The sequence below is a fragment of the Natribacillus halophilus genome (assembly GCF_900100185.1).
GTDB lineage: Bacteria > Bacillota > Bacilli > Bacillales > Marinococcaceae > Natribacillus > Natribacillus halophilus.
Map to the genome: position 1 here is coordinate 159,731 of NZ_FNEN01000002.1, position 14,163 is coordinate 173,893.

Annotated in this window: 17 protein-coding genes; 1 reads left to right on the plus strand and 16 read right to left on the minus strand. The window is 50.8% G+C overall.

Annotated features, from left to right (window positions below):
- Positions 1 to 5 precede the first annotated feature (5 nt).
- A complete protein-coding gene (locus BLS58_RS03015) occupies positions 6 to 257 on the minus strand; it encodes an amphi-Trp domain-containing protein (RefSeq protein ID WP_090396086.1) in 252 nt (83 codons plus the stop codon).
- A 216-nt stretch (positions 258 to 473) separates the two neighbouring features.
- Here BLS58_RS03015 and clpP point away from each other — a divergent pair, with 216 nt between their 5' ends.
- Positions 474 to 1,070 (plus strand): ATP-dependent Clp endopeptidase proteolytic subunit ClpP, encoded by a 597-nt coding sequence (clpP, locus tag BLS58_RS03020; RefSeq protein WP_090396087.1) that lies wholly within the window; start codon positions 474 to 476, stop codon positions 1,068 to 1,070.
- Positions 1,071 to 1,548: 478 nt separating this feature from the next.
- Here clpP and BLS58_RS03025 read toward each other — a convergent pair whose 3' ends face one another.
- The 15 genes from BLS58_RS03025 to BLS58_RS03090 form a co-directional block, all read right to left on the minus strand.
- Positions 1,549 to 1,803 carry an HPr family phosphocarrier protein gene (locus BLS58_RS03025; RefSeq protein ID WP_090396088.1) on the minus strand — a complete coding sequence of 85 codons (255 nt, stop codon included), beginning with the start codon at positions 1,801 to 1,803 and terminating at the stop codon, positions 1,549 to 1,551.
- A 14-nt stretch (positions 1,804 to 1,817) separates the two neighbouring features.
- Complete coding sequence (gene whiA / locus BLS58_RS03030; RefSeq protein ID WP_090396384.1) at positions 1,818 to 2,762, minus strand: DNA-binding protein WhiA; 945 nt, start codon at positions 2,760 to 2,762, stop codon at positions 1,818 to 1,820.
- A gap of 14 nt (positions 2,763 to 2,776) precedes the next feature.
- Positions 2,777 to 3,739, minus strand: a complete 963-nt coding sequence (locus BLS58_RS03035; protein WP_090396089.1) for a gluconeogenesis factor YvcK family protein — start codon at positions 3,737 to 3,739, stop codon at positions 2,777 to 2,779.
- 15 nt (positions 3,740 to 3,754) lie between these two features.
- Positions 3,755 to 4,576 (minus strand): RNase adapter RapZ, encoded by an 822-nt coding sequence (rapZ, locus tag BLS58_RS03040; RefSeq protein ID WP_090396386.1) that lies wholly within the window; start codon positions 4,574 to 4,576, stop codon positions 3,755 to 3,757.
- A 54-nt stretch (positions 4,577 to 4,630) separates the two neighbouring features.
- Positions 4,631 to 5,089 carry an NUDIX domain-containing protein gene (locus tag BLS58_RS03045; protein ID WP_090396090.1) on the minus strand — a complete coding sequence of 153 codons (459 nt, stop codon included), beginning with the start codon at positions 5,087 to 5,089 and terminating at the stop codon, positions 4,631 to 4,633.
- A gap of 451 nt (positions 5,090 to 5,540) precedes the next feature.
- Complete coding sequence (gene trxB, locus BLS58_RS03050) at positions 5,541 to 6,491, minus strand: thioredoxin-disulfide reductase (RefSeq protein WP_090396091.1); 951 nt, start codon at positions 6,489 to 6,491, stop codon at positions 5,541 to 5,543.
- A gap of 74 nt (positions 6,492 to 6,565) precedes the next feature.
- Positions 6,566 to 7,594 carry a tetratricopeptide repeat protein gene (locus BLS58_RS03055; RefSeq protein ID WP_090396092.1) on the minus strand — a complete coding sequence of 343 codons (1,029 nt, stop codon included), beginning with the start codon at positions 7,592 to 7,594 and terminating at the stop codon, positions 6,566 to 6,568.
- A gap of 131 nt (positions 7,595 to 7,725) precedes the next feature.
- Positions 7,726 to 8,346 (minus strand): bifunctional phosphoribosyl-AMP cyclohydrolase/phosphoribosyl-ATP diphosphatase HisIE, encoded by a 621-nt coding sequence (hisIE, locus tag BLS58_RS03060; RefSeq protein WP_090396389.1) that lies wholly within the window; start codon positions 8,344 to 8,346, stop codon positions 7,726 to 7,728.
- 2 nt (positions 8,347 to 8,348) lie between these two features.
- The gene (gene hisF / locus BLS58_RS03065; RefSeq protein WP_090396093.1) at positions 8,349 to 9,107 is read right to left on the minus strand and encodes an imidazole glycerol phosphate synthase subunit HisF; all 759 of its coding nucleotides are present in this window, start codon (positions 9,105 to 9,107) and stop codon (positions 8,349 to 8,351) included.
- Positions 9,101 to 9,841, minus strand: coding sequence for a 1-(5-phosphoribosyl)-5-[(5-phosphoribosylamino)methylideneamino]imidazole-4-carboxamide isomerase (hisA, locus tag BLS58_RS03070; RefSeq protein WP_090396094.1), 741 nt, complete (start codon positions 9,839 to 9,841; stop codon positions 9,101 to 9,103). Before hisA ends, hisF begins: the two co-directional genes overlap by 7 nt.
- Entirely contained in the window at positions 9,828 to 10,481 is a 654-nt protein-coding gene (gene hisH, locus BLS58_RS17405) for an imidazole glycerol phosphate synthase subunit HisH (RefSeq protein WP_176764573.1), read from the minus strand. The genes hisA and hisH overlap by 14 nt, the downstream gene beginning before the upstream one ends.
- Positions 10,482 to 11,075, minus strand: a complete 594-nt coding sequence (gene hisB / locus BLS58_RS17410) for an imidazoleglycerol-phosphate dehydratase HisB (protein ID WP_176764574.1) — start codon at positions 11,073 to 11,075, stop codon at positions 10,482 to 10,484.
- Positions 11,072 to 12,355 carry a histidinol dehydrogenase gene (gene hisD, locus BLS58_RS03080; RefSeq protein ID WP_090396095.1) on the minus strand — a complete coding sequence of 428 codons (1,284 nt, stop codon included), beginning with the start codon at positions 12,353 to 12,355 and terminating at the stop codon, positions 11,072 to 11,074. Before hisD ends, hisB begins: the two co-directional genes overlap by 4 nt.
- A complete protein-coding gene (gene hisG, locus BLS58_RS03085) occupies positions 12,336 to 12,998 on the minus strand; it encodes an ATP phosphoribosyltransferase (RefSeq protein WP_090396096.1) in 663 nt (220 codons plus the stop codon). The genes hisD and hisG overlap by 20 nt, the downstream gene beginning before the upstream one ends.
- Positions 12,991 to 14,157, minus strand: a complete 1,167-nt coding sequence (locus BLS58_RS03090) for an ATP phosphoribosyltransferase regulatory subunit (protein ID WP_090396391.1) — start codon at positions 14,155 to 14,157, stop codon at positions 12,991 to 12,993. Before BLS58_RS03090 ends, hisG begins: the two co-directional genes overlap by 8 nt.
- Positions 14,158 to 14,163 lie beyond the last annotated feature (6 nt).

Below are 14,163 nucleotides of genomic sequence, written 5' to 3' on the forward strand. Positions count from 1 at the left end.
TTTCATTACTGTTCCATCCAGGAAAAAGTAAGCCGGACCGAGTGTTCGGACTTCTTTTGCACATACTCGCTATTCATCGTGACTCGGGAAGGCATATGCGTTTGAACACGCATGCCATCATCTTTAAAAAATTCAAAAGATCCCGAGTTTCGCAATGCCGCTGCTAACCTCTCAAGCTCCGCAGCCGCCTCTTGAATCTCCTGTTCCTCCTCGCGTTTATACAATTCCGTCTGCTCTAAGCGCTCCTGGCCAAACATGGAATCCCTCCAGCGAGTTTTGCTTATCTTTATTATATCGTATTTTACAATAAGAAGCCAGAAGTTTGAAGTTCCCATAAAAAGGTAAATATAAGTAGTGGGCATGAGGGTAAAAAATATTTGACCTTTATTGACCAATGATGTAACATGTTAATCAGTAACCAACATGCAGGCATTTGCATGTGATTGCACTACAAACGAAGGAGGATTAGATTTATGCATCTAATACCAACAGTTATTGAACAAACGAACCGCGGAGAACGAGCCTATGACATTTATTCGCGCCTGCTGAAAGATCGCATCGTCATGCTCGGCTCAGGTATCGATGATAACGTAGCGAACACGATTGTCGCGCAATTGCTTTTCCTGCAGGCGGAGGATCCGGACAAGGATATTTCCCTTTATATTAACAGCCCGGGAGGTTCGATTTCCGCCGGGATGGCGATCTATGATACGATGCAATATATCACCCCGAGAGTATCGACGATCTGCATCGGCATGGCTGCATCCATGGGCGCCTTCCTTCTCAATGCAGGCGAATACGGCCAACGTTTTGCCTTGCCGAACAGTGAAATTATGATTCACCAACCGATGGGCGGCACCCAGGGGCAGGCATCTGATATTGATATTCATGCCCGCCGCATTTTACAGATGCGTGAACGATTGAACAATATCCTGTCTGAACGCACCGGCCAACCGCTGGAAGTGATTCAACGGGATACAGATCGTGATAATTTCATGCTCGCGCAAGAAGCCAAAGATTACGGTCTCATCGACAGCATCTTTGAAAAAAATGAAGACATCGCAAAATAAATAGGGTCTTGAAAATCACGAGCGTGAACAGCCACTTCAGAGCTGTTCACGCTCGCTTTTTAACATTGAAGCCAGTGGTGATTATAGAGTTGACGACCTAACTCCTTCCGGCTTAATACGTTACGGCGCCATCATCTTTGGTTGACGACCTAACCCCTTCCGACTTAATACGTTAGGGCGCCATCATCTTTGGTTGACGACCTAACCCCTTCCGACTTAATACGTTACGGCACCATCATCATTGGGTGACGACCTAACCCCTTCCGCCTTAATACATTAGGGCGCCATCATCATTGGGTGACGACCTAACCCCTTACGGCTTAATACGTTAGGGCGCCATCATCTTTGGTTGACGACCTAACCCCTTCCGACTTAATACATTAAGGCGCCATCATCATTGGGTGACGACCTAACGCTTCTCGAGCAAACGCAACGACCGTAGAAGAACCCCACGCCTCTTCACAGGCATGGGGTTCTTCTACTCTTTGCTCACGTAATCGACAAGCGCTTCCACCGCTTCTGCTTCATCGCCACCTTCCGCGGTCACGCGAATCACGGTCCCGGAACGGATCGCCAGGCTCATAACCCCCATAATGCTTTTGGCATCAGCTTCCTGGTTCCCCTTGGCCACCTTCACATCCGCGTGGTAACGATTGGCTTCCTGAACGAATAAAGCCGCCGGTCGTGCCTGTAAACCTGATTGTAACGTCACTTCCACTTCCCGTTCGACCATCACCACTCTCCCTTTCATGATTGGGGCAACTGCAACGATTCTCGATTTCGAATTTGCTCGGCCAGTTCATCAATTTTTCGCAATCGATGGTTGACCCCTGATTTACTAACCTTTTCGCCTTCGACCATTTCCCCGAGCTCCTTAAGCGTCACTTCCTGATGTTGCACACGGAGTCTGGCCATTTCCTGAACCTTGGCAGGCAGCTTATCGAGACCGATTTCCTCGTCGACGAGTTCAATATTTTCCACTTGCCGCAAGGCTGCTCCGACGGTTTTATTCAAATTGGCCGTTTCACAATTGACGAGGCGATTAACGGAGTTGCGCATATCTTTCATAATGCGCACATCTTCAAAATAGAGCAAGGCTTGATGGGCGCCAATGATGTTCAGGAACTCGGTTATTTTCTCGCTTTCTTTAATGTAGACGATGAACCCTTTTCTCCTCTCCAGCACACGCGCGTCCAGATTAAAAGCTGCCAGCAACGACAACAGGGAACGATTGTGCTCTTCATCAAGGGAAAAGAGTTCCAAATGGTAAGACGATGTATCCGGATGATTCACCGAGCCGCCCGCAAGGAATGCCCCCCGCAAATAAGCCCGTTTACAACAGTGATCGGTGATGATTTGCTCAGGAATCGCGCGAGTAAGCGTCCGTCCGTTTGCCTTAATATCTGTATCGCGTAAAATCTCCTCCACTTGCTGATACAGGCGTACGATGTAAATATTATTTTTCCGTAACCGCATTTTTTTACGGACGACAAGTTCGGCTTTCATGTGTTCATAACGCTGTTTCAGAAGTGTGTAGATTCTTCTGGCAATCGCTGCATTCTCGGTTGTAATATCCAGGGTCGTGCGTTCATCCGAAACCGTCAGGGCACCGTTCATCTGGATGAGCGCGACCAGCTCTGCTTTTATACAGCCTTCATCGGCACTGACCTGGGTAAGTTCTTTTTTTGTCATCGCCGCGAACGAAGTCAAGAGTCATCACCACCTTCATTTCCGAGAATCATCCCGGCAATTTTCTCGGCATCATGACGCAACAAAAGATCGTCGGTACGAATGAAATGATCTTTAACGACGTTCAGACCAAGCGCCTGCAATGACGCATCATCACAGATCACAGCTTCGGCATCCTCCTCCGCATAGCGCTCGATTAACGCCGCCGGAAGTTCCGTGTCATTCACGAAAATATCCTCGATCAGCGACTCCCCGACATGCGCGTGCAGCGCCTTAATATGGTCGGAAGCCGTAAAACCGTCCGTTTCTCCGCTTTGGGTCATAACGTTGCAAATGTATATTTTGTCGGCCTTAGCCTGTGCTATTTCCCTGGCAATGTCCGGGACGAGTAAATTCGGCAACACACTTGTATATAAACTGCCCGGCCCCATAATGATTTTGTCTGCCTGTTGGATCGCCTGGATACTTGCAGGCAAAGCTTCGGGAAACGCAGGTTCAATGGACATTTGCTCAATGGCCTTCCCGGCGTTCGGAATATTCGATTCCCCGTGTACGACGCTGCCATCCACCATTTTCGCGACGAGTTCAATACTCTCATTCGAGGCCGGCAACACATTCCCGCGTACGTTGAGCACCGCGCTTAATTCACTGATGCCGCGGGCAAAATCTCCGGTGATCGATGTCATACCCGCTAACAGCAAATTGCCGAGTGAATGGCCGGACAACCCTTCGCCATTCTCGAATCGGTGCTGGAATAATCGTTCGATTAACGGCTCAACTTCAGCGAGGGCAACGAGCACGTTCCGAACATCGCCGGGTGGTGGCATATTCAGTTCTTTGCGCAATCGACCGGAACTCCCGCCATCGTCGGCGACCGTCACAATCGCCGACAGATCTACAGGGTATGTTTTCAGTCCCCGCAATATGACGGACAACCCGGTTCCGCCTCCTATGACGACCACTTTTGGTAAATTAGACACTGGTTTGTTTCTCCCCTATTCTTTCTGTTCACGATGGCTCTTATAAACTTGATAATCGTTGCCATAAACATTAGCAAGATGTTCAACAAGCGTCACGGATCGATGATTTCCACCTGTACATCCAATCGCGATAATCACCTGGCTTTTCCCCTCTTGCTTATACAGCGGCAACACAAAGGTAAGCATATCTTCCAGTTTAATGAGAAATTCCTTCGTGTCCGCCCATTTCATCACGTAATCAGCTACTTCCGTATCCATTCCCGTTAACGGGCGCATGCGTTCAATATAATGGGGGTTGGGCAAAAAACGGACATCAAAAACGAGATCGGCATCAATGGGAACCCCGTGTTTAAAACCGAAAGACATAAAATGCACGTTAAAAACCAGTTCTTCCGGCGCGGTGAATAAGCGATTGATTTCCGCTCGCAACTCGCGGGGGGCGAGCTTTGTCGTATCGATATGATAACGCGCCCGCCCCTTGATTTCATCCAATATCTCACGCTCCTGTTTAATCCCTTCCAAAAGGGAACCGCCGGGCGCAAGGGGGTGCGCGCGCCTCGTTTCCTTGTAACGCTGTACCAACACGCCATCTTCGGCGTCAAGAAATAAAATATGGGTGTGCAGATTCGGTTTATCTCCGAGAATGCTTACCGCCGAAAATACCTGATCAAAGAATTCCCGCCCCCGCAAATCCATGACGAGGGCCACGCGGTTCATCGTACCGCCTTCCACCAGATCCAACAGTTTCGGAATCAATGCCGGCGGTAAATTATCGATACAAAAATAACCGAGATCTTCAAGGCTTTGCACCGTTACTGACTTGCCCGCTCCCGACATTCCGGTAATGACAACGATTTGGATATCCTCTTTCACACCAACATCTCTCCGTTTTCACACCGTCTCAAGTTTGGCATCGAGCAACTCAAAATCAGGTGTATAATAAAATGTGCTAAACAGCATTCCTTTATTTTCTAACAGATGTTGAAATAGGTCTCGATCTCCCGCGGCCATCGGTTGGGAACGGACCTCCGCTCTTTTTTTCCAGAATAACTTGCCTTCCGGCGAACACTCCAACGCTTGCCCTTTATGGCCATCAGCATAAAAGGAAAAAAGCATCCATTCGGAAACGGTCGTATATCTTTCCTTAATGACAATCGTTGAAACCGCTCGTAAGACTGGATTCAGAAGTTGTATTCCCGTCTCTTCCCTAAACTCTCTTCGCACTGTATTCAGTGGGGTCTCTCCGTACTCCATCTTCCCCCCTGGTGCGACCATCCAGTTCCTGCTCGGTTTCTGCAGGAGTAAAACATGATCCTTATATGTTAACACGCAGTTGGCCACACGCTGCATGTTCATCACCTCACAGCTCATTATAACCCGAAAGAGCCCGTCCCCACAAATGAAGCCGTTCGGCGTGAGTGACCAATATTCGACAAAGAAAACTTGGCTTTCGCCAAGCATGGCGAAAGCCTTAGTTGCACTTATGCAAGATAAGAAAGTTTTATACTTTTGTATGAAAACAACCATTATTGGAGCAGCGCAAACCAATCAGTATAACCAACATATGTCACGATTATACTTTTTGCGCTAAATCAGTTGTTTTCATGGTAGATGGTGGCTACCGGCAGCGTAGCCACATTGTTTCTTATCTGCCAAAAAAATACGCAAGGTGAGTCACCTTGCGCTTCCAAAAATATATAAAAGGGGGGTCAATTAACTTGATTCCATCATAACGCTTTAATGTTGCACTGTGGTTACAATAACATTAAATGTAAATAACGAATGCTGGCCCCCGGACCTGCTAGGCCTCGACTTTTTTCTCCAACTCCTCGACATAGGATTGTGCGTTTTGCGCGGCCAGACTGCCGTCTCCGGTTGCCGTCACAATTTGTCGCAACGTTTTATCGCGGATATCTCCGGCCGCAAAAATGCCGACACGGTCGGTCTCCATTTCTTCGTTGGTGACGATATAGCCCTCTTCGTCCGTAATGCCAAGGTCCTTGACGGCATTGTTTAACGGCAATAGGCCAATATAGACGAAAACGCCCTCGGTAGAGAAATCATATTCTTCCCCGTTTTTGACATTGACGAGGGTAACGCTGCTCACTTTCCCATCGGTATCATGAATTTCTTTGACAACATGATCCCATTTAAAGTCAATCTGTTCATTCAGGAAAGCGCGTTGCTGGAGGATTTTTTGCGCGCGCAACTCATCGCGGCGGTGAACGACAGTCACCTTGGAAGCGAAACGCGTAAGATAAACAGCTTCCTCTACCGCGGAGTCCCCGCCTCCGACGACGATAATTTCCTTATCGCGGAAAAACGCCCCGTCACAAACGGCACAGTAAGAGACCCCGCGTCCGCCGAGTTCTTTTTCGCCCGGAATGCCGAGCTGTTTATATTCCGCTCCTGTTGAGACGATGACAGAACGTGCTTTGTACGTTTTATTTCCGGCGTGTACCGTTTTATATTCAACGCCGTCTTCGATCGCTTTTATATCACCATAAGCATATTCCGCGCCAAACCTGCGCGCATGCTCAAACATTTTATTCGATAAATCCGGCCCGAGAATGTGCGAGTAGCCGGGGTAATTTTCCACATCTTCCGTATTGGCTACCTGACCGCCGGGAACCCCGCGCTCAAGCATCAATGTGCTCATTTCCGCCCGTGACGTGTAGACAGCCGCGGTCATCCCGGCAGGGCCTGCCCCTGCGATTATGACATCATAAATCGTTTCTGTTTCCCCTGACATCGACCGACGCTCCTTTCCTGTAACCTTCCTGCCTCTATATTATAATGCTCATGCTTCAGCGTCTATTGATCTGCTCAGTCCAAGCCAAATGATAAATCATGCATCCGCTCGCATTGCACTTCTTCACGCTCAAGATCGCGCCTTTTCCATTTTTGTAAAAGGATATCTGCGCCATGGTGGCCATAGTCGCGGGCGAGCTTCCAGGCGTTTTTGCTTTTATTAGCATACCCACAATGAAAGGCGGCCACTCCATATCTGTAGAAGAAGGCGCCTCCTTTATCGGGCGTCCCATGCCTTTGTAAAAAAAGGAAAGCTAAAAAAGCCTGCTCATATTCACCGAGGCGGCATAGGGTCGCCGCCCATTTGTGCATATGGGCTTTGTTCAACGGCGCCAACTGCCTGAGCTGCTTTTTCCAGCGTTCTGCCTTCCGTCTGTCCTGCTGATCTTCGAGAAGTAACGTCAGCTGGCACACAGCCGGTACATACGTGGTTTCTTCCAGCAATGCCTGTAGGCAGTCGATCGCTTCATCGCTGCGCCCCTGAAGATGGAGGGCTCGTGCGTATTGGTTGTATAAAGCGTCATGATCGGGGTATTCCTTAAGCAATTCTCCCAACAGTTTTTCCGCTTTTTGGTAATGTTTTTCCGCGATTAAGCGACCGACACGCTCGTAACGCAGAACGAATTCATCATCAGTGGTGAAAAAATCGTCATCTTCCTCGAGGTTTATTACCTCAAGCAATTCTTTCGTATCTTCTATAAACTCGCCTTCAGGAGAACCGGATAAATAATGAAGGGCTGCCTCCCGCGCTTTATCAAAAAGACCGAGACACGCGTAATTATTCGCGAGAAAATAATAACAATCATACAAATGTTCATCAACATGATCCAGGACGTGGAGCAATATCTCGTTGGAGCGCTCGTACTGGGCCATATCAGACAGTACGGCCGCAAGTTGACAATGAAAAACCCCTTCCAGGGGTCTTAATTCAATCGCCCGTTTTAAATAACGAATCGAGCGACGCCAGTCTTTATTTTGGTAAGAAGAAACACCCTGTTTAAAAAAATACTCCGGGTTTTGAATAAAAGGTATCACTTGCCCCATGAATCACACGCCCTCCAGGTGAACATATCTTATCGAGTATAACATAAAATATGACGCTCCCCAAAAATTAGTGTGCGCCATTTTATGAGTCGTATGCGAGGGCAGGATCAGGGCAAGCAGCGGCCATGCGTTTATTCGCCATGCCGCTCCCTTAACGTATCCAACACACGATCCACGCTCATGTTCTGCTCTTCCAACAATACGAAGAGGTGGAAAATGAAATCAGCACTTTCCCAGGACAATTCCTTCGTGTCCCGGTTCTTTGCCGCGATAATAATCTCGGAAGCTTCTTCGCCGATTTTTTTTAAAATCTTGTCTACGCCTTCGGAAAACAAATACGTCGTGTAAGAATCGGCAGGCCGTTCGTGATTTCTCGCCGCGATCGTTGCCGCCAACGTTCGCAAAATTTCAAAGTCGTCGTTTGCGTCAGCCGGTTTTTCGGTGAGCAGACTTTCCGTAAAACAGCTGTAGGTCCCGCGGTGGCACGCCGGTCCTTCCGGATGAACGAGCACGAGGAGCGCGTCCCGGTCGCAATCGTAGCGAATATCGCTCACTTTTTGCACATTTCCGGACGTCTCCCCCTTATGCCAAAGCGCCTGGCGGGAGCGGCTGTAAAACCAGGTTTCTTTCGTATCGATCGTTTTTTGTAGGGACTCCCAGTTCATATACGCCACCGTCAGCACTTCTTTACTATTCGCATCCTGCACAACGGCCGTCAGCAGTCCGTCGGCATCAAAAAAAAGTTCTTCCATGTTCACCGCACGTTCACCCCTTGTTTTCTCAGCTCCTCTTTCACTTCCGAGACAGCTGTTTCCTTATAATGAAAAACAGAAGCTGCCAAGGCCGCGTCCGCGCCAGCTTCCAGAAATACATCGGCAAAATCCTGAAGGCTTCCCGCTCCTCCGGAAGCAATGACGGGCACACTTACCGCCGCGTTTACCGCCCGTGTCAGCGCTAAATCATATCCCGTTTTTGCCCCGTCCTGGTCCATGCTCGTGAGCAGGATTTCACCTGCGCCTCTCTGCACAACTTCTTCGGCCCAATCGGTCACTTCGAGATCCGTTTCACGACGGCCGCCATGGGTATACACACGCCACGACTGCAACGCCTCGTCCCATTTGGCATCAATAGCCACAACGATGCATTGGGAACCAAAAAAATCAGACCCTTCGGAGATTAACGCCGGGTCCTTCACAGCCGCGGTATTCAGCGAGACTTTATCGGCACCCGCGCGCAGAATCTGACGCATGTCAGCCACGCTGTTAATCCCGCCGCCAACGGTAAACGGAATCGCGAGTGTGCCGGCTACTTCCCGGACGACATCCACCATCGTTTTCCGGCCTTCGTGGGATGCCGATATATCGAGAAAAACGAGCTCATCGGCCCCTTCCCGATCGTAATAGTCCGCGAGCTCAACCGGGTCACCCGCATCTCGCAACTCCACAAATTGTACCCCTTTGACGACGCGCCCTTCCTGCACGTCCAAACACGGAACCAACCGTTTCGTTAACATGATCCCTTCACCTCTTTTAAAGCCTCTGCCAAATCAAGCCTACCGGTATATAACGCTTTCCCGACAATCGCGCCGACTACGCCTTCCTCCCGGTAGCGCACCAGCGTACGTACATCCTCGAGACCGGTGACACCGCCGGAAGCGATCACCTTTGTCCCGCTCGTCCGTGCCAGGGCGGCAACAGCTTCTACGTTCGGTCCCTGCAACATGCCGTCTTTTTCGATATCCGTAAAAATAAATGTATCCGCTCCGGCGGCTTTCATCTCGGCGGCAAGCGTTTCTGCCTGTACACCGGATGACTCCAGCCAGCCGTTCACGGCCACTTGTCCATCACGCGCATCGAGCCCGATCACGATCCTGCCCGGGTACCGAGCGAGCATTTCCCTCGTAAAATCAGGGTTATGCACCGCGACTGATCCCAGAATAACCCGGTCCACACCGCCGGAAAGATAACGTTCGACATCCTGTTCCGTACGAATGCCACCGCCCACCTGAATCCGTACGCCTGTTTCTGCGCTAATACGAAAAATTTCTTCATCGTTGACGGGTCGCTTTTCACGGGCGCCGTCCAAATCGACCACGTGAATCCAATCGGCCCCGTCTGCCACAAAGCTTGCCGCCATCTCGGCCGGCGAATCTCCGTACACCGTTTCCCGGTTATAATCCCCCTGCCGCAAACGGACACATTTGCCATCGCGAATGTCGATGGCCGGAAATAAATTAAAGGCTGTCACTCATCTGTACCTGCCTTTCTTTCACGTACGCAACATAGTTGTTCAGCATTTGCATCCCGAGGTTACTGCTTTTTTCCGGGTGAAACTGGGTGCCGAAAACATGGTTGCGGCCGACGACCGCCGGTACATCGCCGTCATAATCGGCGGTTGCCACGACGACCTCTGCCGTATCAACGTGCACGACATACGAGTGCACAAAATAAACATGCCCTTCTGCCGTGTCTTCCAGGAGCGGATGGGCAGGCTGCCGGTACTGAAGCAGATTCCAGCCCATATGAGGCACCTTGTAACGGATGCCGGCTCTCGTTTGCCCGCTAAAACGCCGGACTTTTCCGGGTAAAAAATCAAGCCCTTTCGTAAAGCCATTCTCTTCGCTTTCGGAAAATAGCAGCTGCATGCCGAGGCAAATGCCGAGCAAAGGCTTTCCATCCTTCACCGCCTGCTTTAACATGTCATCCAGGTTTTTTTCCCGGAGAATCGTCATGGCATCGTTAAAGGAACCGACACCCGGTAAAATCAGGCCGTCTGTTGCCGCCAACTTTTCCACGTCTTCGGTAAGCACATAAGGCGTGTTTAGGCGCTCGAGAGCCTTGCTTACGCTATATAAATTGCCCATACCATAGTCTACAATGCCGATCATCTATAGCATCCCCTTCGTCGACGGAACCCCCTGCACACGCGGGTCGATGTCAACCGCTTCCGATAAGGCTCGTGCCAACGCCTTAAAAATCGCTTCGATAATGTGGTGCGTATTCCACCCATAATGGACGATCACATGCAGGTTCATCCGGGCTTCGACAGCAAGCTTTCCGAGAAACTCGCGCACAAGCTCCGTGTCAAACGTACCGACCTTCGCCGCTCCAATATCCCCTCGAAACTCAAGGTGGGGGCGGTTGCTCAGGTCGATGACCACTTGGGCGAGAGCATCGTCCATGGGGATGAGCGCCTGTCCGTAACGTCGGATCCCCGTCTTATCGCCAATAGCCTCCTGTACAGCCTGACCGAGACAAATACCTATATCTTCCGTTGTATGATGGTCATCCACCTCTACATCACCCGTCGCCTGCACGCGCACGTCAAAACGACCATGATTTGTGAAAAGATCGAGCATGTGGCTCAAAAAAGGGACCGCCGTATGGATCTCTCCTTGCCCGGAACCGTCCACATTCATCTCGAGTTCAATATCTGTTTCTCCGGTTTGGCGTCGTATCGTTGCTTTTCGTTCTGCACTCATGACTTGGGACCGCCTCTTTTCCTGCGAATGTCTACAGCACGCGCGTGGGCTTCAAAGCCTTCAAGCCGCGCCAGCGTCGCGATATTTTCATGGTTTTCTGCAAGCGCTTCTGCGCTGTAATGAATGATGCTCGCTTTTTTGAGAAAATCATCGACCGAGAGTGGGCTGGAAAAGCGGGCCGTCCCATTCGTCGGGAGCACGTGGTTCGGCCCTGCAAAATAATCGCCCACCGATTCGGCGCTGTTTTCCCCGAGGAAAATGGCGCCGGCATGCTTTATTTTACCGAGATAGGCAAACGGCTGCTCACAGAGTACTTCCACATGTTCCGGCGCCAATTCATTAACCACCGCAACCGCTTCGCTAAGATCAGCCGTCAAATAAATGGCCCCGTAATCCGCAAGCGCCTGGCGGGCAATGGCTGCCCGCGGCAAATCTTCCAATTGCCGCTCCACTTCGGCCGATACTTTTTTCGCGAGTGTCTTCGAAGGAGTGACCACGATCGCCGTCGCCCGCTCCTCGTGTTCCGCTTGCGACAATAAATCGGCGGCAACGTAGTCCGGACGCGCCGAGTCATCCGCGATAATCACAATTTCACTCGGCCCCGCTATCATATCGATGTCCACTTGCCCGAAAACGGCCCGCTTCGCTAACGCGACGTAATCATTTCCGGGACCGACGATTTTATCGACAGCCGGCACGGATTCGGTTCCGTACGCAAGGGCCGCGATCGCTTGCGCACCCCCGGCTTTCAGAATTGTCTCCACCCCGAGCTCCGAGGCCGCAACTACGACGGCCGGGTGAAGGCGTCCGGTTTCGTCCGGCGGGGAGGTCATCACAATACGGCCGACATGGGCGACTTGCGCCGGAATAACGTCCATCAGAATCGTGGAAGGATAGGCCGCTTTCCCGCCGGGAACGTAAACACCGACGGCATCGAGGGGCGTCACTTGCTGCCCGAGGATGGTGCCGTCGGATTTCGTCGTCATCCACGACTGGGGACGTTGGCGTTCATGGAAGTCGCGAATATTGGCGATGGCCTGCTGAAGTGCCTCCACGGCCTCATCTTCCAGAGATTCATATGCCTCGACACGCTCCGTTTCCGTCACAAACAGGGCATCGGTCTCAGCGCCATCCAATTTTTTTGTGTACGCGCGCAATGCCTCATCCCCATCGTGTCGAACGGTGGCAAGGATGTCATCGACAACGGCCTGAATCTTTTCATTGCCGCTGTCAGGATCCCGGCGCAAGCTCACGTTTTCATTAACCTGTATGATCTTCATGCCGAGACCTCCCCTCCTCAACAATCACAGACAGTCGCTGGACAATTTCATCGATCTGCCTATCTTTCATACGATAACTGACCGGATTGACAATCAATCGCGAGGTGACATGATCGATCGTCTCCAACTCTGCCAGCCCATTTTCTTTCAATGTTTTCCCGGTGGAGACGATATCCACGATACGTTCAGCCAGCCCGATCAAAGGCGCGAGTTCAATCGATCCGCTCAACCGGATCACTTCCACTTGCTCCCCTTGTTCCTTAAAATACTGCGTGGCAATGTTCGGGTATTTCGTCGCAATTTTCGGGGCTATCCGCCCCTTTCTACGATGGGGCAGCCCCGCGACGGCCAGGTGACAGGCACTGATGGCCAGGTCAAGCACTTCATAGACGTCACGCCGCTCTTCCATCAAGACATCCTTGCCCGCGACACCGATATCTGCCACCCCGTGCTCTACATATGTGGGGACGTCCATCGGTTTGGCGAGAAAAAACTTCATATTTGCTTCCGGGGCCTCAACGATCAATTTACGTCCCGCTGAAAAATCCTCTTGTAAAGGATAACCAGCCTGACGGAGAAGATGAGCGGCTTCTTCAAAAATCCTTCCTTTCGGCATTGCGAACGTTATCCAATCTTCACTCATCGTCTGTCTCCCCTGCAAAAGAAATGACTTCCTTATATTTTTCGGCAAAAGCGGCCACATCCGGAACGCCCGCTCGATTTTGCATGATGATCGCTTCTCCGTTTTGGCGACGCTTGTTTGCTTCTTGCACGGCCTCTCGTTGTCGTTCCTTGCTGAAAAGGATGAGTGTCGAGTGCCTTACCAGGGTTTCCCCCTCGAAATGATTCAATGCTTCAAGCAACCAGTCCAGACGGATGCCGAAGCCGGTCGCGCTTGCCGGACGTCCAAATTTGCCGAGCAATTCATCGTAACGTCCGCCACTCGCGAGCGGGAAGCCGAGCGAATCGCCATACCCTTCAAAAACGACGCCAGTATAATAATCAATGTGCAACACGAGGTTGAGATCCACTTGCAACGATTCACTCACACCCAGATCTTCGAGTATTTCCCAAAGGTCTTCAATTTCAGCTAACGCTTCATGGGCTTCCCGGTTATCGGTGATTTTTTTGGCTTCCGGGAGGACTTCAGGCCCTCCGCGTAATCGTTGTAAGTGTTTCAGACGGTTTTTAGCCTCCGCCGAGAGCTGCAGTTGATCAACATATTGCCGGTAACTGACATAATTTTTCTCATAAAGATAGCGTCTTAACACATTGGCGGTTTCCTGCGAGACATTTTCCTTGAATAAAGCGTTCATATATTTGACGTGCCCAACGGCTAATCGAAAAGCGGACAATCCTGCCGCGCGGAGCGTGGACGTCAAAAGGGCGATCACTTCGCCGTCGGCATTCATCGATGCATCGCCCACGAGTTCCACGCCGAATTGCTCAAATTCCGCGCGTACGCCCCCCTCTTTCTGCTGGGAACGATATAACGCATTGCAATAGGACAAACGAAGCGGCAAAGGCTCATTTTTCATGCTGGAACTGACGACACGCGCGATCGGAGCAGTCATATCCGGCCGCAATACGAGCGTTTGCCCTTCACGATCCAGTAACTTGAAAAGTTGCTGATCGTGAATCGCGGAGGCTTCTCCCACCGTTTCATAATATTCCAATGACGGGGTTTGAATCGCTCGGTATCCCCAGCGCCCCGTTTCCTGTTCTATATTGTGGCGAATCTCCGAAGCGCGGTCATAAAGCGCGGGTAACGTGTCAACCATTCCTAAAGGCTTTTCAAACATCAATGG

Coding starts and splice junctions, on each gene's coding strand:
- clpP (WP_090396087.1), top strand. CDS start 474: ATGCATCTAATACCAACAGTTATTGAACAAACGAACCGCGGAGAACGA.
- hisD (WP_090396095.1), bottom strand. CDS start 12,355: ATGAAGATCATACAGGTTAATGAAAACGTGAGCTTGCGCCGGGATCCT.
- BLS58_RS03090 (WP_090396391.1), bottom strand. CDS start 14,157: ATGTTTGAAAAGCCTTTAGGAATGGTTGACACGTTACCCGCGCTTTAT.
- hisB (WP_176764574.1), bottom strand. CDS start 11,075: ATGAGTGCAGAACGAAAAGCAACGATACGACGCCAAACCGGAGAAACA.
- BLS58_RS03045 (WP_090396090.1), bottom strand. CDS start 5,089: ATGCAGCGTGTGGCCAACTGCGTGTTAACATATAAGGATCATGTTTTA.
- BLS58_RS03015 (WP_090396086.1), bottom strand. CDS start 257: ATGTTTGGCCAGGAGCGCTTAGAGCAGACGGAATTGTATAAACGCGAG.
- BLS58_RS03055 (WP_090396092.1), bottom strand. CDS start 7,594: ATGGGGCAAGTGATACCTTTTATTCAAAACCCGGAGTATTTTTTTAAA.
- BLS58_RS03025 (WP_090396088.1), bottom strand. CDS start 1,803: ATGGTCGAACGGGAAGTGGAAGTGACGTTACAATCAGGTTTACAGGCA.
- trxB (WP_090396091.1), bottom strand. CDS start 6,491: ATGTCAGGGGAAACAGAAACGATTTATGATGTCATAATCGCAGGGGCA.
- hisIE (WP_090396389.1), bottom strand. CDS start 8,346: ATGGAAGAACTTTTTTTTGATGCCGACGGACTGCTGACGGCCGTTGTG.
- hisF (WP_090396093.1), bottom strand. CDS start 9,107: ATGTTAACGAAACGGTTGGTTCCGTGTTTGGACGTGCAGGAAGGGCGC.
- hisG (WP_090396096.1), bottom strand. CDS start 12,998: ATGAGTGAAGATTGGATAACGTTCGCAATGCCGAAAGGAAGGATTTTT.
- rapZ (WP_090396386.1), bottom strand. CDS start 4,576: ATGTCGGGAGCGGGCAAGTCAGTAACGGTGCAAAGCCTTGAAGATCTC.
- hisH (WP_176764573.1), bottom strand. CDS start 10,481: ATGATCGGCATTGTAGACTATGGTATGGGCAATTTATATAGCGTAAGC.
- whiA (WP_090396384.1), bottom strand. CDS start 2,762: ATGACAAAAAAAGAACTTACCCAGGTCAGTGCCGATGAAGGCTGTATA.